The organism is Kribbella sp. CA-247076 (assembly GCF_050942445.1).
Taxonomy (GTDB): Bacteria; Actinomycetota; Actinomycetes; order Propionibacteriales; family Kribbellaceae; genus Kribbella.
In genome coordinates this window covers 3,498,391-3,513,929 of record NZ_CP192051.1, presented here as the reverse complement: position 1 = coordinate 3,513,929, position 15,539 = coordinate 3,498,391, and the positions used below count along the sequence as shown (strand labels likewise).

At 70.8% G+C, this 15,539-nt stretch carries 15 protein-coding genes; 9 read left to right on the top strand and 6 right to left on the bottom strand.

The window, feature by feature from the left end; genetic code table 11:
• Positions 1-131: 131 nt before the first annotated feature.
• Positions 132-968: an acyl-CoA thioesterase gene (locus tag ACQPYZ_RS16630; protein ID WP_433169125.1), complete on the bottom strand. Its 837-nt coding sequence runs from the start codon at positions 966-968 to the stop codon at positions 132-134.
• 142 nt (positions 969-1,110) lie between these two features.
• On the opposite strand from ACQPYZ_RS16630, the gene ACQPYZ_RS16625 reads away from it, so the two are divergent.
• Positions 1,111-1,551 carry a DoxX family protein gene (locus tag ACQPYZ_RS16625; RefSeq protein WP_433169123.1) on the top strand — a complete coding sequence of 147 codons (441 nt, stop codon included), beginning with the start codon at positions 1,111-1,113 and terminating at the stop codon, positions 1,549-1,551.
• Positions 1,552-1,554: 3 nt separating this feature from the next.
• On the opposite strand, the gene ACQPYZ_RS16620 is transcribed toward ACQPYZ_RS16625, so the two are convergent.
• The gene (locus ACQPYZ_RS16620) at positions 1,555-2,469 is read right to left on the bottom strand and encodes a proteasome assembly chaperone family protein (protein WP_433169121.1); all 915 of its coding nucleotides are present in this window, start codon (positions 2,467-2,469) and stop codon (positions 1,555-1,557) included.
• A gap of 174 nt (positions 2,470-2,643) precedes the next feature.
• On the opposite strand from ACQPYZ_RS16620, the gene ACQPYZ_RS16615 reads away from it, so the two are divergent.
• From ACQPYZ_RS16615 to ACQPYZ_RS16605, 3 genes are read left to right on the top strand one after another with little or no spacing between them, the layout of a single operon-like run.
• Positions 2,644-3,660, top strand: a complete 1,017-nt coding sequence (locus ACQPYZ_RS16615) for a hydroxyacid dehydrogenase (protein ID WP_433169119.1) — start codon at positions 2,644-2,646, stop codon at positions 3,658-3,660.
• Positions 3,657-5,564 carry a DUF2264 domain-containing protein gene (locus tag ACQPYZ_RS16610; RefSeq protein ID WP_433169117.1) on the top strand — a complete coding sequence of 636 codons (1,908 nt, stop codon included), beginning with the start codon at positions 3,657-3,659 and terminating at the stop codon, positions 5,562-5,564. The genes ACQPYZ_RS16615 and ACQPYZ_RS16610 overlap by 4 nt, the downstream gene beginning before the upstream one ends.
• Positions 5,565-5,616: 52 nt before the next feature.
• The gene (locus ACQPYZ_RS16605) at positions 5,617-6,147 is read left to right on the top strand and encodes a ferritin (RefSeq protein WP_433169115.1); all 531 of its coding nucleotides are present in this window, start codon (positions 5,617-5,619) and stop codon (positions 6,145-6,147) included.
• A 24-nt stretch (positions 6,148-6,171) separates the two neighbouring features.
• Here ACQPYZ_RS16605 and ACQPYZ_RS16600 read toward each other — a convergent pair whose 3' ends face one another.
• Positions 6,172-8,055, bottom strand: coding sequence for a DUF2207 domain-containing protein (locus ACQPYZ_RS16600; RefSeq protein WP_433169113.1), 1,884 nt, complete (start codon positions 8,053-8,055; stop codon positions 6,172-6,174).
• Between the two features lie 115 nt (positions 8,056-8,170).
• On the opposite strand from ACQPYZ_RS16600, the gene ACQPYZ_RS16595 reads away from it, so the two are divergent.
• Entirely contained in the window at positions 8,171-10,300 is a 2,130-nt protein-coding gene (locus ACQPYZ_RS16595; RefSeq protein ID WP_433169111.1) for an elongation factor G-like protein EF-G2, read from the top strand.
• On the opposite strand, the gene ACQPYZ_RS16590 is transcribed toward ACQPYZ_RS16595, so the two are convergent.
• Genes ACQPYZ_RS16590 through ACQPYZ_RS16580 form a run of 3 tightly spaced genes read right to left on the bottom strand, consistent with a single transcriptional unit; the run spans position 10,297 to position 12,856 of the window.
• Positions 10,297-11,538 (bottom strand): AAA family ATPase, encoded by a 1,242-nt coding sequence (locus ACQPYZ_RS16590; RefSeq protein WP_433169109.1) that lies wholly within the window; start codon positions 11,536-11,538, stop codon positions 10,297-10,299. The two genes, ACQPYZ_RS16595 and ACQPYZ_RS16590, sit on opposite strands and share 4 nt — an antisense overlap.
• The gene (locus tag ACQPYZ_RS16585) at positions 11,535-12,410 is read right to left on the bottom strand and encodes a tetratricopeptide repeat protein (protein ID WP_433169107.1); all 876 of its coding nucleotides are present in this window, start codon (positions 12,408-12,410) and stop codon (positions 11,535-11,537) included. Before ACQPYZ_RS16585 ends, ACQPYZ_RS16590 begins: the two co-directional genes overlap by 4 nt.
• Positions 12,407-12,856: a hypothetical protein gene (locus tag ACQPYZ_RS16580; protein ID WP_433169105.1), complete on the bottom strand. Its 450-nt coding sequence runs from the start codon at positions 12,854-12,856 to the stop codon at positions 12,407-12,409. Before ACQPYZ_RS16580 ends, ACQPYZ_RS16585 begins: the two co-directional genes overlap by 4 nt.
• 81 nt (positions 12,857-12,937) lie before the next feature.
• On the opposite strand from ACQPYZ_RS16580, the gene ACQPYZ_RS16575 reads away from it, so the two are divergent.
• The 4 genes from ACQPYZ_RS16575 (at position 12,938) to ACQPYZ_RS16560 (ending at position 15,515) form a co-directional block, all read left to right on the top strand.
• Positions 12,938-13,342 (top strand): HIT family protein, encoded by a 405-nt coding sequence (locus tag ACQPYZ_RS16575; RefSeq protein ID WP_433169103.1) that lies wholly within the window; start codon positions 12,938-12,940, stop codon positions 13,340-13,342.
• A gap of 61 nt (positions 13,343-13,403) precedes the next feature.
• A complete protein-coding gene (locus tag ACQPYZ_RS16570; protein WP_433169101.1) occupies positions 13,404-14,645 on the top strand; it encodes an MFS transporter in 1,242 nt (413 codons plus the stop codon).
• A gap of 4 nt (positions 14,646-14,649) precedes the next feature.
• On the top strand, positions 14,650-15,282 hold the full coding sequence (locus ACQPYZ_RS16565; protein ID WP_433169099.1) for an RNA polymerase sigma factor: 633 nt from the start codon (positions 14,650-14,652) through the stop codon (positions 15,280-15,282).
• Complete coding sequence (locus ACQPYZ_RS16560) at positions 15,279-15,515, top strand: anti-sigma factor family protein (RefSeq protein WP_433169097.1); 237 nt, start codon at positions 15,279-15,281, stop codon at positions 15,513-15,515. Before ACQPYZ_RS16565 ends, ACQPYZ_RS16560 begins: the two co-directional genes overlap by 4 nt.
• The last annotated feature ends 24 nt before the right edge of the window (positions 15,516-15,539 follow it).

The following is a 15,539-nucleotide window of genomic DNA, read 5'->3' as shown; positions in this document are numbered from 1 at the left end:
CAGCGGGCACGAGAAAGCCCCGGGGCACTCGCCCCGGGGCTTTGTCGGACAGTAGGTGTCAGCGCGCCGGGACGGACTCCGGCGTCGTCGTGACTACAGCGCGCTGCAACATGCCTCCACGGTAGCAGAGATCAGTCGAGGTCCAGGCCGACCGGGCGGATGAGGCCCTCCTGGGCGACCGAGGCGACGAGGTGGCCGTGTTCGGTGAAGAGGCGGCCGGTGGCGAAGCCGCGGGCGCCGGACGCGGACGGCGAGGCCTGGTCGTAGAGCAGCCACTCGTCGGCGCGGAACGGGCGGTGGAACCAGAGGGCGTGGTCGAGCGACGCCGGCTGGATGCGGCGGTCGCCGATGACGATGCCGTGCGGCAGCAAGCTTGCCCCGAGCAACGTCAGGTCGCTCGCGTACGCCAGCACGCAGGCGTGCAGGGCGGGGTCGTCGGGCAGCTTGCCGGCGGCCTTGATCCAGAACTGGCGTCCGGTCACCCCGGCCAGCCGGACGTCGAGGGCGGCCCACTCCTTGTCCCAGTCGGCCGCCTTCCGGCCGGAGCGCGCCTCGAGGACGGCAGCGAGCGTCGGGGCCTCATCCGGCGCGACCAGGTCGTCCGGCATCGGGTCCTGGTGGTCGAGGCCCTGCTCCGGGCGCTGGAACGACGCCGACATGTAGAAGATCGGCTTGCCGTTCTGCGACGCGACCACGCGGCGGCTGCTGAACGAACCGCCGTCCCGGGTCGGCTCCGGGCGGTAGATGATCGGCACGGACGTGTCGCCGCCGCGCAGGAAGTAGCCGTGCAGTGAGTGCACGATCCGCTCCGGCTCGACCGTCCGGCTCGCCGCCGCCAGCGCCTGCCCGAGCACCTGCCCGCCGAACACCCGTTGCATCGCGGTCTGCGGCTGGCGCCCGCGGAACAGGTCGACGTCGATCTTCTCCAGGTCGAGCAGGCCGACCAAATCATCCAGCGACTCAGGCATGCCTCATCCTGACAGGTCCGGCCGGTCGCGAACGCCGTACGTCGTGTGGAGACGGTCACTCGGCCGCTTTCGGTGAACTTTCGGTCGCACCGCGTATCGTTGAGCCCTCAACCATGAGTCGTTTGATTGAAGGAGAAGGCTAGTGAAACTGCTCCGTTCGGCCGCCGCCCGCGACCTGGTCCTGCTGCTGTCGAGGATCGGGCTCGGGGTCGTCTTCATCGCCCACGGCTGGCAGAAGTTCCAGACCAACGGGCTGGACCGCACCGCCGCGGGCTTCGAGCAGATGGGCGTGCCCGCCCCGACGCTGTCCGCGTACTACGCGACCGGGATCGAGTTGCTCGGCGGGGCCGCGCTGATCCTCGGCGTGCTCACCCCGGTGGTCGGCGTACTGCTGGCACTGGACATGGTCGGGGCGCTCGCGTTCGTGCACCTGTCCAACGGCGTCTTCGTCTCCGAAGGCGGCTGGGAGCTGGTCGCCGCGCTCGGACTGTTGTCGCTGACCCTGGCCGTCGTCGGCGCGGGACGGTTCAGCGTCGACAACCTGCTGACGCCGTCTTCGCGCCGGCAGGCCGTCGCCGTCTGAGCCCTACTTGTCGTCCTCGCGGTTGAGCTCGGCCAGGAACTGCTCGACCTCCGCGCCGAGCTCGTCCGCCGAGGGCGTCGAGCCGGCCAGCAGGCTGCCGCGGCTGACTGAGCCGGCGGCCGCGTCGTACTGCGTCTCGAGCGCGTTGACCACCGCGGTCGCGTCCTCCGAGGCCTCGACCTGCTCGTCGACCAGGCGGCCGGTGACGGCGGCCTCGTCGAGCAGGGCCTTGCTAGGGAGGAGCAGGCCGGTCGCGGCGGAGATCGCGTGCACCAGGGCCAGGGCGGCACCCGGGAAACGGTTCTCGGCCAGGTAGTGCGGGACGTGGACCGCGAAGCCCATCGCGTCCTTGCCGGCCTCGCCCAGGCGCACCTGCAGCATCGTGCCGGCGCTCGCGGGCAGCCGCATCTCGCCGTCCCAGATGTTCGAGCGCGTCACCAGCTCGGGCCGGGTCGCGTGCGCGGTCAGGCCGAGCGGACGGGTGTGCGGGACGCCCATCGGGATCCCGTGGACGCCGATCGTCAGCGTCACGTTGTAGCGCTCGATCAGCTGCCGGACGGCGCCGGCGAACCGGTTCCAGTGGTTGTCCGGCTCGACGCCCTCGAGCAGCAGGAACTCGACCCCCGCGTCGTCCTTCAGCAGGTGCAGGTTCAGGTGCGGTGGGGTGTAGTCGATGAACCGGTCCTCGGCGAACGTCACCTCGGGCCGCCGGGCCCGGTAGTCGTGCAGGAGGTCGACGTCGAACCGCGCGAGCAGCCGGCTGTCCAGCACCTCGAGCAGGTGGTCGGCCGTGACCCGGCCCGCCTGACCCGCGTCCATGAATCCGTCCAGCGAATGCACCAGCACCTTCGGCGTCGCCGCCGGGCCGGTCGCCACCGACTCGTCGACGATCTCGTAGAGGTCGTCCGGTCGCAGCATCGTCGTCTCCTTCACACGTCAGCCAACAGGGCGGGTAGGCCCCTCTATCCTGCCCTCTCGAGGTGACAACGCCCGGCCCCGGGACGGCATTCCGGCTGAACAGACCTTTCAGCGTCTTTTCACAATCCGGCCCTGGGGCAGACAGGTTTGGAAAGCGCTTGCTAAGTTGCTCGCGTGAGCAGCGAACCAGATTCCGCCCTGACCGTGATGCTGGCCATGAACGACGCCAGCCGCGATCGCGTCCTCGTCCCCCGGGTCCGCGCCCGGCTGGAGGCGGTCGCGACCGTGCTGCCGGTCGGCCCCGGTACGACGTTCCTCGACGACCCCGCGATCGCGGCCGCGCTGCCCGAGGTCGACGTACTGCTGACCGGGTGGGGGTGCCCGCGGATCGGCCCGGAGGTGCTGGACGCCGCGCCGAAGCTGCAGGCGATCCTGCACGCGGCCGGCACGGTGAAGGCGATCGTCGCGCCGGAGGCGTACGAGCGGGGGATCCAGGTGTCCTCGGCGGCACACGCGAACGCACTGCCGGTGGCAGAGTTCACCGTGGCCGCGATCGTGCTGGCCGGGAAGCGGGCGTTCCGGCTCGCGGCGCAGTACCGGACGTCGCGGACGAAGGCCGACCCGCACGGGATGCCGGGCAGCTACGGTACGACGGTCGGCCTGCTCGGGGCCTCGCGGATCGGCCGGATGGTGGCCGAGCGGCTGCGGAGCTTCGACCTGCACGTGCTGATCAGTGATCCGTACCTGACGGCCGCCGAGGCCGCCGGGCTCGGCGCCGAACTGGTCGGGAACGACGAACTGTTCCGCCGCAGCGACATCGTCAGCGTGCACGCTCCCCTGCTTCCGGAGACCGCCGGGCTGGTGGACGCACGGTTGCTCGGGCTGTTGCGGGACGGCTCGGTGCTGATCAACACCGCCCGCGGCAAGATCGTCGACGCGGCCGCGCTGGAGCGTGAGTGCGTCGCCGGCCGGATCGACGCGGTGCTCGACGTGACCGATCCGGAGCCGCTGCCGCCGGACTCACCACTGCTCGACCTGCCGAACGTCTTCGTCACCCCGCACGTGGCGGGTGCTGTCGGCAACGAGATCGCCCGACTGGGCGAACTGGCCGTCAGCGAACTCGAGCGCCTCAGCGCCGGCAAGCCGCTCCACCACGCCATCACGCCCAGCGACCTCGGGAGAATCGCATGACCCGCCTCGTCCTGCCGGATACCGACCGGGTGCTGTCTCGTCAGACCGGGTGGAGTCGTGCGCACTGGGAGGCGCTGGCCGACCACCTGCTCGACTCGCTGGTGCCGTACTTCTCACCGGGCGCGTCGCTGATCGCACTGCCTGGACGGCCGAGCCGGTCGGGAACGGCCTCGGACGCGCTGGAGGGGTTCGCCCGCTCCTTCATGCTGGCCGCCTTCCGGATCGCCGGGGTGCAGGGCAAGGGGTGTGACGAGCTGATCGAGCGGTACGCGCGCGGCGTGGCGAACGGCGCCGACCCCGACCACCCCGAGGCCTGGCTGCGGCTCACCCCGCGCTCACAGCAGATGGTCGAGGCGGCCGCGATCGCGGTCGCGCTGCACGAGACGCGTCCGTGGATCTGGGACCGGCTGGACACCCGGGCGCAGGAGCACGTGGCGGAGTGGCTCGGCGGGTTCAACGGGTCGACGACCCACGACAACAACTGGCGGCTGTTCCAGGTCGTGAGTGAGCAGTTCCTCGCGTCCGTCGGAGCGCCGTACTCGCAGGAGGACATCGACGGCGGGCTGGACCGGATCGAGGACTGGTACGTCGGCGACGGCTGGTACTCCGACGGCGACGGGCAGAACTTCGACAACTACATCGGCTGGGCGATGCACCTCTACCCCGGCCTGTGGACCCGGATGGCGGCTGCCACGCCCGGTGCGCAGTACGAGGACCGGCTGAAGCTGTACCGCGAGCGCCTGCGGCTCTTCCTGGAGGACGCGGTGCACCTGGTCGGCAACGACGGCGCGCCGGTGTACCAGGGCCGCTCACTGACCTACCGGATGGCCGCGGCCACGCCGTACTGGATGGGTGAGCTGCTGGAGGCCAACCCGTTGACGCCCGGTCAGACCCGGCGGCTCTGCTCCGGGATCGCGCGGCACTTCGTGCAGCACGGAGTGCCGGACGAGCGTGGGCTGCTGACGCTCGGGTGGTACGACACCTTCCTGCCGACCACCCAGCAGTACTCCGGTCCTGGCTCGCCGTACTGGGCTTCGAAGGGGTTCATCGGGCTCGTGCTGCCGCCGGAGCACCCGGTGTGGACGGACCCGGAGGACTCGGTGCCGCTCGACGACGCCGACCAGGTCCGGGCCATGCCGGCGCCGGGGTGGATCGTGCACGCGAGCCGGCACGACCAGGTGGTGCAACTGGTGAACCACGGGGCCGACCACGCGCCGTTGGCCGAGCCGGAAGGGGTGGAGCCGGAGGGCGACGCGCACTACAACCGGCTCGCGTACGCGAACCACGCCGGTCCGGAGCTGGCCGACCACGCGCCGCGGATCGACAACCTGATCTCGCTGGTCGACGCGGACGGGCGGTCGAGCTCGCGCGGCCGGATCCGGCGGATCGCCGTGACCGGGCGTACGGCGTCCTCGTGGCACAAGGCGTGGCTGGGACCGGACGGTCCGTGGCGGATCGAGACCGCGTCGGTCGTTCACGGCGGCTGGGAGATCCGGTGTGCACTCGTCGAAGGACCGGCCGGGGCGCTGGTGCGCAGCGGCGGCTTCGCGGTCGCCGGAGAGTCTTTGCCTGAGGCAACCGTCGGCACCCGTTCGGCGGCCGCACGGAACGATGAGGGCCTGCTGTCCGCGGTGGTCGGGCTGCACGGGTACGACGAAGCCGGCATCCACCGTGGACTGGGCGCGAATGCGTTCGGTGCGCACTCGGCGACGCCGTACCTGACGGCTCGGCACCACGGCGACCCGCTCGTGCTGGTGAGCGCCGTACTGATCACCCGGGACGCGCTCCGGCCGGAAGCGCTTGCCGAAGGCATCGATGTTGCGGTGGACGGCACCACGGTACGGATCAGCCTGCCCGGCGGCGATGCCGAGGTGGTCGAACTGGGACCGGATCGAGTGGGTTAGGCGAGCCTCGCCAACGGTGAGAAAACGGCCGTCGGCCACTACATTGGGCTCCATGAGCACGTACGAGAAGCTTCTGCAGGAACAGATCCGTAACGAATTCACGGCGTCACAGCAGTACGTGGCGGTCGCTGTCTGGTACGACGGCCAGGACCTGCCGCGACTCGCGTCGCACTTCTACAAGCAGTCGCTCGAAGAGCGCAACCACGCCATGATGATGGTGCAGTACCTGCTGGACAAGGACATCCGGCCGCACATCCCGGGCGTCGGCGAGGTCGAGTCCGACTTCAGGACGGCGCTCGAGCCGCTGGAGCTGGCGCTGCAGCAGGAGATCACCGTCACCAAGCAGATCGAGACGCTGGCGCGGACCGCGCGGGACGAGAGCGACTACATAGGCGAGCAGTTCATGCAGTGGTTCCTCAAGGAGCAGGTCGAGGAGGTCGCCGCGATGAACACGCTCGTCAACGTCGCGAAGCGGGCCGGTGACAACCTGTTCCACCTGGAGGACTACCTGGCCCGCGAGGGGGCCGGCGACGGCGGCGCCACCGACCCGACCGCTCCGGCGATCGCCGGCGGCAAGGTCTAACCACTCGTCGCGCGGGCCCGGCGGTTACCAGCTGCCGCCGCCCCCGCCGCCTCCGCCGCCCCCGGAGGAGCCGCCGCTGAAGCCGGAGGAGGAGCCGCCGCCGGAGCCGGAGCTCGCCGGAGCCGGTGGGGGGTCGAACGTGCTGGCGACGGTGTGGCCGAGAGCGCCCGCCGTCCAGCCGGAGGTGTAGTAGGACGGGCCGGAGTACCAGTACGGGTCGGGGGTGATCCGGCCGGCTGCGACGAGTTGGGCGCAGAGCTGCTGCCAGCGGTCGGCCAGGCCGAAGACGATCGCCCAGGGCAGGTACTTGCTGAAGATGTCCTCGCCCTCCTCGAATCGCAGCTGGTCCGCCTCGGCCGTCGCCAGGTACTTCCGGAAGCCGATCAGCTGATCGGCCACCGCCCGCCCGGCCGGGTTCCGCTGACCGCGCGCCCGCTTGGCGATCCAGATGCCGATGGCAACGATCACGGCGACCACCGGAACAGCGATCATCACCGCCCGGCCCAAGCCACCGGTCGCGGCGGCGACGACCGTGCCCATCAGCCCGGCCCCGAACACCCAGATGCCGATCATCGCCAGGCAGGCGCAGCCGAAACCGCTCTTGAACACCGAGCCGCCGCCCTGCCGCGGCATCCGCAGGTACCACCCGCGCTGCTTCACCTGGTCGCGCAACGCGGCGATCATGCCGTCGTGCGCCCGCCGCATGGTGTGATCGCCGACCGCGCCACGCCGCAGGACGACGGACTCCCCCGGCTGCAGCGACGGGAACAGCCCCGACAACAGCATGTGCTCGTGCGGTGCGGCCACGACCCCCGGATTCACCAGCACGGCGCTCTGCGAGTTGCCGGTGTTCTCGATCCGTACGCCGCCGCGCACCGCCAGCTCGATGAGCGTCGCGGCCGTCTCCGTCGTGTTCGCCTTCGCGTCGATCAGCAGGCCGCCCTCGGCGACCGGGATCCGCGGCGGCGCGAACGCGACCGGGAGCTGGTCCTCGGCCAGGTCGTCCTTGACCGGCTGCGCGGCCGTCCCGTCCGGCGGGAACGTCCCCGGCGGCATCCCGGCGAACCGCTGGTCCGGGCTGCCCTTGCGCCAGTACAGCGCCGCTCCGACGATCGCGATCACGGTCGCCGCGGCGGAGGTGATCAGCGCGGGCCAGGTGACCCCCTCGCGCTCCATCCAGGTCGGCGGGTCGACCACGATCGGCGTGTCGTTGCTGACCGCCCCGGCCTTGATCCCGGCCACGATCGTCAGCTGCTCGCCCCGCGGCAGGTCGCTCGCGCCGAAGACGCCCTTGTCACCGCTGACCCGCTTCTCCGGACAGGTCTGCTGCGATCCCGCCGTACCCGTGAAGCAGTCGACCTGGGTCACGCCCTCGGGCACGGTCACGTCGACCGAGACCCGGTTGAGGACGGCGTCCCAGGCCGAGCCGGTCGCGTCCCAGTAGAGCTCGCTGTGGTCGTCGAAGTGCCGGAGCGCGCCGCGGACGTCGTACGTGATCACGTACGTGGCGTCATACCCGGAGATCGTCTCGTCCTCGGAGCCGATCTTGATCCGCAGCGTCTGGTAGCGGTCGCCGTTCGAGCTGGTGGTGTCGGTGGTGAACTCGTCGGCGGCCCCCGACGGCGAGTCGACGGTGATGTTCGAGACGTCGTACCGCTGGTCCTTCGAGTCGTCGTCGCGCCACGGCTCGCGGGTGACCAGGTCGCGGTAGATGCCGTGCCGGCCGGTGCTGCCGAAGCTGTAGGCGATCGTCTCCCGCACCTTCAGAACGCCGTCGGGCGTGACCGTGTACTCGATCCGGAAGCTCTTCACCTCGTCGCCGGCGGCGGCCGAGGCGGGGGTCGCGAACCCGGCCAGCGCCAGGGCGGTGAGGAGCAGGGTGATCGCGGTGACGAGGGCCCTTCGCATGCGGCGACGGTACCGGCCGCCGGGATCACGCTGACCTGTCAGGAGAAAACGCCGTCCGAAGACTCTTGTGCTGAGTGGCCGTTGGGGGAATCGTGGGTGGACCAGGAGGAACGTCATGGCAGACAAGACGAACACTTCCCAGGGCACCGGAGCCGCCCCCGCTGTGGACAGCCCGGCCGCCATCCGCAACGTGGTGCTCGTCGGCCCGTCCGGGGCCGGCAAGACCACTCTCGTCGAGGCCCTGCTGGTGGCCTCCGGCGTCCTGTCCAGACCCGGCACCGTCCTCGACGGCTCCACGGTCTGCGACTTCGACGACGCCGAGATCCGCCAGCAGCGGTCGGTCGGGCTCTCGCTGGCCTCGTTGCCGCACGACGGAATCAAGGTCAACCTGATCGACACCCCCGGGTACGCCGATTTCGTCGGCGAGCTCCGGGCCGGACTCCGGGCCGCCGACTGCGCCCTGTTCGTCATCTCGGCGAGCGAGGGTGTGGACGAGCCGACCAAGACGCTGTGGCACGAGTGCGACCAGGTCGGCATGCCGCGGGCCGTCGTGATCACCAAGCTCGACCACGCCCGGGCGAACTACCAGAACGCGCTGGCGGCCGCGCAGGCCGTGTTCGGCGACAAGGTGCTCCCGCTCTACCTGCCCGCTGGTGACGGGCTGATCGGGCTGCTCTCCCAGACGTACTACGAGTACTCCGGCGGCAACCGCTCGACCGCGGCCCCGGACGACGCGTACGCCGACGAGATCGAGGAGCTCCGCGGCTCGCTGATCGAGGGGATCATCGAGGAGTCCGAGGACGAGTCGCTGATGGACCGCTACCTCGGCGGCGAGGAGATCGACCAGAAGGTGCTGATCGAGGACCTCGAGCGCGCGGTCGCCCGGGGCTCGTTCTTCCCGGTCGTTCCGGTCTGCAGCGGGACCGGCGTCGGCACCGTCGAGCTGCTCGAGGTGATGACCAGCGGGTTCCCGTCGCCCCCGGAGCACACGCTCCCCGAGGTGTTCACGTCACACGGCGTACCGCGCAAGGGCCTGGAGTGCGACCCGAGCGGGCCGCTGCTCGCCGAGGTGGTGAAGACGACGTCGGACCCGTACGTCGGCAGGGTCAGCCTGGTGCGGGTGTTCTCCGGCACCATCAGGCCCGACACGACGGTTCACGTGTCGGGCCATTTCACGTCGTTCTTCGGTGAGAGCTCGCACGCCGACCACGACGAGGACGAGAAGATCGGCACGCTGTCCTTCCCGCTGGGCAAGGTGCAGCGGCCGGCCTCCGCGGTGGTCGCGGGCGACCTGTGCGCGATCGGGCGGCTGACCCGGGCGGAGACCGGCGACACGCTGTCCGACAAGGCGGACCCGCTGCTGCTGAAGCCGTGGACGATGCCCGAGCCGCTGCTGCCGATCGCGGTCCAAGCACACGCCAAGACCGACGAGGACAAGCTCGGCATCGGGCTGCAGCGGCTGGCGGCCGAGGACCCGACGCTCCGGATCGAGCAGAACCCGGAGACCCACCAGATCGTGCTCTGGTGCATGGGCGAGGCGCACTCGGACGTCGTACTCGACGCCCTGGCGAACCGGTACGGCGTGACCGTGGACACCGTCGAGTTGCGGGTGCCGCTGCGGGAGACGTTCGGCGGGAAGGCGAAGGGCCACGGCCGGCATGTGAAGCAGTCCGGCGGCCACGGGCAGTACGCCGTCTGCGACATCGAGGTGGAGCCGCTGCCGGGTGGGTCCGACTTCGAGTTCGTCGACAAGGTGGTCGGCGGGGCGGTGCCGCGGCAGTTCATCCCGAGCGTGGAGAAGGGCGTCCGGGCGCAGATGGAGAAGGGCGTCGCGGCCGGGTACCCGATGGTCGACATCCGGGTCACCTTGCTCGACGGGAAGGCGCACAGCGTCGACTCGTCCGACATGGCGTTCCAGATGGCCGGCGGGCTGGCGCTGCGCGAGGCGGCGGCCGCGACGAAGGTGAGCCTGCTGGAGCCGGTGGACCTGGTCTCGGTGATGGTGCCGGACGAGCTGGTCGGCGCGGTGATGAGCGACCTGTCCGGGCGGCGCGGGCGGCTGCTCGGCACCGACAAGGTCGGCGACGACCGCACGGTGGTGAAGGCCGAGGTGCCGCAGGTGGAGATCACCCGCTACGCCATCGACCTGCGCTCCCTCTCCCACGGCGCCGCGTCGTTCACGCGGTCCTTCTCCCGCTACGAGCCGATGCCCGAGTCGGCGGCGTCGAAGGTGAAGTCTGGTTAGCTGAGGCGGCGGCGGACGTCGCGGGTGCGCAGGTACGCCGCGACGTCGTCGTACCGCTCGCTCTGGTTGGCGAACTCGATGTACGAGCGGACGCGGTGCAGCCAGTCGAGCGTCGACGGTTTGACCGTGGGCAACGCCTCGGTCAGGTGACGCATGGCCAGCGGCGGCTCGCCGCCGCGCAACGCCTCGTCGATCACCCGGTCGATGCCGCGCTCGACCAGCGCGCGCAGGTCGGCGCCGCTGAACATCGGCGTCTGCCCGGCGAGGGCGTTCAGGTCCAGCCCGTCGGCCGGCACGTCCTTCACCAGCACGTTCAGGATGTCCGCCCGGGCGGGTTCGTCCGGCGGCGGGACGAAGATCACCCGGTCGAACCGGCCCGGCCGGAGCATCGCCTCGTCCACGTCCCACGGCGCGTTCGTCGCCGCGAGCACGAGCAGGCCGTCGTTCTCGGAGCCGATCGCGTCCAGCTCCTGCAGCAGGACGTCGACCAGCCGGCGCGCCTCGGATCCGCCGTGCTTGTGCCGCGCGAATGCGAGCGCGTCGAGCTCGTCGAGGAACAGCACGCACGGCGCGTTCGCCCGGGCCCGCTCGAACGCCGCGTGCAGGTTGCGCTCGGAGACGCCGAGGTACGGATCCATCACGTCCTCGATCCGGACGTTGACGAACGGCAGCCCGCACTCCCCCGCGGTCGCCCGCGCCAGCAGGGTCTTCCCGCAGCCGGGCGGGCCGTAGAGCATCACGCCGCCGCCGGACTTCCGGCCGTACTTCTCGTACAGCTCCGGCCGGCTCTGCGGCAGGATCACCATCCGGTGGATGACCCGCTTGATGTCGTCCATCCCGCCGACCTGGTCGAAGGTGGTCGTCTCCTTCGGCGTGTCCACCTCGTACGGCGTCTCGGCCTCGGGACCCACCTTGATCCGGACACCGCTACGCTCGGCGATCATGTCGTCGACCAACTGCTGCAGCCGACCGGTCCCCTCGACGACCCCCTGCTGCCGGGCCGCCTCGAGCAGGTTCCGGAGCAGCGCCAGCCGCCCGTTCGCCGCCGCCAACTCGCCTACCGGCACCAGTTGGTCGTCCGGCAACCCCTGCTGATCGAGCAGTACGACGTACTGGTCGAGAGCGGACTCCAGGTCGCCGGCAGTCACCAGCGACTCGGCCAGGACGAGCCGCAGCAGTACGTCGTCCGGGTTGGCGTCGACCGCCTTGCGCAGCGCGGCGATCCGGTCGTCCCTCATGCTCCCCACTTCCGGTTGATCCAGCGCCGGACCAGGGGCGGGGCGACCCAGGAGTAGATGCAGAAGCCGAACCAGCCGATCGCGACGACCACCGCGAGCGGTGCGAGCCCGGCGAGGCGGAGGCCGTAGATGACCGCGACCGCGGCGATCCACACGACCAGCGGGTTGAACCGCTGGAACGGGCGCAGTGGACGCATCAGTGGGTGGTTCATCAGCTTCGCCTCCCGGGCCGCCGCGCGCAGGTCCGGGTCGCCCGGCTGGGACGCGGCCGCGGACGCGAACGACGTGTAGCCCGAGCGGGAGGCGCCGGTGAGCATCGACGACGTACCGTGCAGGGCCCGGGCGCCTGGGTCCTCGGGGTCGTGCGCGAGCGCCTCGGTGCTGTGGCGGTGCATGTCGCGGTCCTTGCCGAGCGCGAACGCGACCTGGGCGCGGGCGGCCGAGACCGCGGCGCTCTCCGGTGCGTGCGAGGCGGCGCGCTCGACCAGGGCGCTCGCCTTCTCGGCCTGGCCGGCGGCGAGGCAGACGTGGGCGTACCCGATCAGCAGGTCCGGGTCGTTCGGGTCGAGGCTGAGGCCTTGGAGGAACGCCGCCTCGGCTTCCGGCAGGCGTCCCTCGGCCCGCAGCGACGAGCCGAGGACCTGCAGCATCGGGAGGAACGGCCCGTGCTGGGCCAGGCCGTCCCGGAGTACGTCGATGGCCTCGACGTTCCGGTCGAGCGCGTGCAGGGCGGCGCCGCGGAACAGGAACGCGCGGTAGTCGACCGCGGCGTCACCCCAGAGGCCCTGGAGCTCGTCCAGAGTGCGCTCGGGGTGGCCGATGCGCAGCCAGTGGCCGGCCATCTGCAGGCGGGCCTCGATCGGTTCGTTCACAGTGCCCTCGCTACCAGTTCCTCGATCAGAGCGTCGACGGCGAAACCTCCGACGACCGCGGCGATGCCCGGACCCCACAGCGAGGCGTAGTCCCCGCCTCGGAGCTGGAACGCCCGGTCCATCGGGCGCTGCAGGTGCAGCTGGACCAGGCAGCAGCCGACGGCGACCAGGCGGACCAGGATCCGGAGCCCGTAGGAGTAGTCCCGGTCACCGCCGGACAGGACGAAGACGGCGATCACCGCGGCCACACCGACGACGCCGGTGAGCACGATCAGGCCACGCCGGGCCGCGCTCACGCCGAGTCGGCGGGCGTTCAGGAAGGTGATCACCGTCGAGGCGATGGCTCCGCCGAAGAAGGCGACGTACGCCTGGGACATCAGCCGCCACGGGCGCACCTTCAGGTCCACGCCGGCGCCGATGGTCGGGCGCAGCAGGTCGTCCGGCATGCGGGCTCCTCGGGCCGGCCGCTCGGGCGGCGGGGTCCGGCCCGCGCAGTTTAGCGCCCGCCCGGGCACTAGCCTGGGCTGATGACCGAGAACTGTCTTTTCTGCGGGATCGTGGCCGGGAGCATCCCGTCGACGCAGGTGGCGTCGACCGAGCGGGCGATCGCGTTCATGGACATCAACCCGGCGACGCCCGGTCACCTGCTGGTCGTGCCGCGGGCCCACTCGACCGACCTGCGCGAGGCCGACGCCGAGGACCTGACCGCGGCGACGCTGCTCGCCCAGTCGCTGGTGAGTCGGGTGATCGAGCGGCTGGACGCGGACGGCGCGAACCTGCTGAGCTGCATCGGCGCGACGGCGTGGCAGAGCGTGTTCCACACCCACCTGCACGTGGTCCCCCGGTACAAGGACGACCCGCTCCAACTCCCCTGGCACCCGACGCCGGGCGACCTGGACGAGATCAAGGCGAACGCCGCGAAGCTCGTGTAACACTTTTCGCCCCTCATGACACTGCAGTGCTGACGGATACCCGAGCCCTGCAGAGGTAGTCATGCCGAACGCCGCAGCAACAGCCACTAGCACCGCCACGGTCGACGTTCGGCAGTGCGTCGTATCCACGAACGACCTGCGGCGGCGGGTGCTGCCGTTGTGGGTAGGCACCTTCCTCCAAGGGTTCGCCCTGTGGGTGCCGGTCGAGAAGCTGTTCATGAGTGAGATCGGGTTCGACGCGGCGACGATCGGGCTGATGGTCGGGGCGTACGCGGCGTTGATTCCGGTGGCCGAGGTGGCGTCGGGTGTGCTGGCGGATCGGTGGTCGCGACGCGGCGTGCTCATGCTCGCGGGCGTCGCGCTGGTGCTGAGCGTGCTGGTCGGCGCGGTCAGCTGGAACGTGCCGACGTACATCGTCGCCGCGCTGCTCTTCGGCCTGTACTTCGCGATGTACTCCGGCACGATGGAGGCCGTCGTGTACGACGTGGTGCTCGAGGAGACCGGGGACAGCCAGGCGTACGAGCGTGAGATCGGCCGGGTCCGGTTCGTCGAGAGTGTCGCCCTGGTGGCGAGCGCGCTGGCCGGCGGCTGGCTCGCGTCCGTGCTGTCGACGCGGGCGACGTACTTCCTCACCCTGCCGTTCGTGCTGTTCTACCTGGTCGCGCTGACCCGCTTCTGCGAGCCCCGGCTGCATCAGGCGAGCGAGCGGACGTCGCTGCGGGAGCACCTGGCGGTCACCTACCGTGCGATCACCCACCGCGGCCGGCTCGTCCCGATCGCGGCGGCGTCGCTGATGGCGGCGATGATCCTGCAGGCGATGTTCGAGTTCGGCCCGCTCTGGCTGATCACGCTCGAGGCGTCGCCGGTGTACTACGGGCCGTTCTGGGCGCTCCTGGTCGCGATGCTCGGCGTCGGCGGGCTGCTCGCCGGGCGTCTCCGGCTCGACCGGCCGGTCCCGGTCGCGGTCGTCGTCCTCGTCATGCTGGCCGCCTCCCTGACACTGACCAGCAGCCGTGACCTGGTGGCGTTGACTGTCGCGATGGTCGCGCTCACCTTCCTGCTCGTGGTGATCGGGATCTACGTCAGCCGCCTGCTGCACGACGCCGTACCGTCGACCATCCGGACCGGGGTGGTGTCCGGGATCGGCGCGGTCTCGTGGCTCGTGTTCACGCCGTTCGCGCTCGTGTTCGGGGCTGTGAGCAAGCAGTTCGGCGTGTACGTGTCCGGCTGGATGCTGACCGGCGCGGTCGCGCTGGCCGGCGCGGCACTCGGCTGGGCGCGGCACCGTGCTCCACTACGCTGAGCCGATGGCGGTGTTGCCGGCGGACGACGTCCTCGCCGAGCGGTTGCGGTGCGGGGACGAGGAGGCGTTTACGCTGCTGCTGGACGGGTGGTCGGGCGGCATGCTCCGGGTGGCGCGGTCGTTCGTGTCGACCGAGGAGTCGGCGGCGGAGGTCGTGCAGGAGACCTGGCTGGCGGTGTTCGAGGGCATCGAGCGGTTCGAGGGCCGGTCGTCGCTGAAGACCTGGGTCTACCGGATCCTCACCAACACGGCCAAGCGGCGCGGGACCCGCGAGCACAAGGTCGTCCCGATGAGCAGCGTCGACGACTCCGGCCCGACCGTCGATCCGAGCCGCTTCCGCCCGGCCGGGGACCCGTTCCCCGGTCACTGGTGGGAGTTCCCACCGGCCTGGCCGTCACCCGAGCAAGGGCTGCTGACCGGAGAGGTCCGCGAGCGCCTCAACGAAGCGCTGACCGAGCTCCCCGAGCGCCAGCGGCTGGTCGTCGTACTGCGGGACGTCGAAGGCCGACCGTACGACGAAGTGTGCGAACTGCTCGGGATCACGGCGGCGAACCAGCGCGTACTGCTGCACCGGGCCAGGGCGTTCCTGCGCGGCAAACTGGAGGAGTACTACCTGCGAGAGGGCGAGGCCTCATGAGTGACATCGACTGCCGGACGTTCGTCGAGCAAGTCTCGTCGTACCTGGACGGCGACCTGAGTTCGGCGACTGAGGAGGACTTTGTCGATCACCTCGCGCAGTGCGACGGCTGCGAGCGCTATCTGGAGCAGATGCGCCTGACCACCGCGTCCCTCGCCGACCTGCCCGCCGACGCCATGCCGGCCGACGCGCGGTCCGCGCTCCTGGAGGCCTTTCGCTCCCGCCGAAGCTGACTCGGTTCACTGTGGGTACTGGGA

Excerpts from the sequence above, each read along its gene's own strand:
- ACQPYZ_RS16600 (WP_433169113.1), bottom strand. The coding sequence starts at position 8,055 with ATGCGAAGGGCCCTCGTCACCGCGATCACCCTGCTCCTCACCGCCCTG.
- ACQPYZ_RS16605 (WP_433169115.1), top strand. The coding sequence starts at position 5,617 with ATGAGCACGTACGAGAAGCTTCTGCAGGAACAGATCCGTAACGAATTC.
- ACQPYZ_RS16575 (WP_433169103.1), top strand. The coding sequence starts at position 12,938 with ATGACCGAGAACTGTCTTTTCTGCGGGATCGTGGCCGGGAGCATCCCG.
- ACQPYZ_RS16595 (WP_433169111.1), top strand. The coding sequence starts at position 8,171 with ATGGCAGACAAGACGAACACTTCCCAGGGCACCGGAGCCGCCCCCGCT.
- ACQPYZ_RS16570 (WP_433169101.1), top strand. The coding sequence starts at position 13,404 with ATGCCGAACGCCGCAGCAACAGCCACTAGCACCGCCACGGTCGACGTT.
- ACQPYZ_RS16630 (WP_433169125.1), bottom strand. The coding sequence starts at position 968 with ATGCCTGAGTCGCTGGATGATTTGGTCGGCCTGCTCGACCTGGAGAAG.
- ACQPYZ_RS16560 (WP_433169097.1), top strand. The coding sequence starts at position 15,279 with ATGAGTGACATCGACTGCCGGACGTTCGTCGAGCAAGTCTCGTCGTAC.
- ACQPYZ_RS16590 (WP_433169109.1), bottom strand. The coding sequence starts at position 11,538 with ATGAGGGACGACCGGATCGCCGCGCTGCGCAAGGCGGTCGACGCCAAC.
- ACQPYZ_RS16620 (WP_433169121.1), bottom strand. The coding sequence starts at position 2,469 with ATGCTGCGACCGGACGACCTCTACGAGATCGTCGACGAGTCGGTGGCG.
- ACQPYZ_RS16580 (WP_433169105.1), bottom strand. The coding sequence starts at position 12,856 with ATGCCGGACGACCTGCTGCGCCCGACCATCGGCGCCGGCGTGGACCTG.
- ACQPYZ_RS16565 (WP_433169099.1), top strand. The coding sequence starts at position 14,650 with ATGGCGGTGTTGCCGGCGGACGACGTCCTCGCCGAGCGGTTGCGGTGC.
- ACQPYZ_RS16610 (WP_433169117.1), top strand. The coding sequence starts at position 3,657 with ATGACCCGCCTCGTCCTGCCGGATACCGACCGGGTGCTGTCTCGTCAG.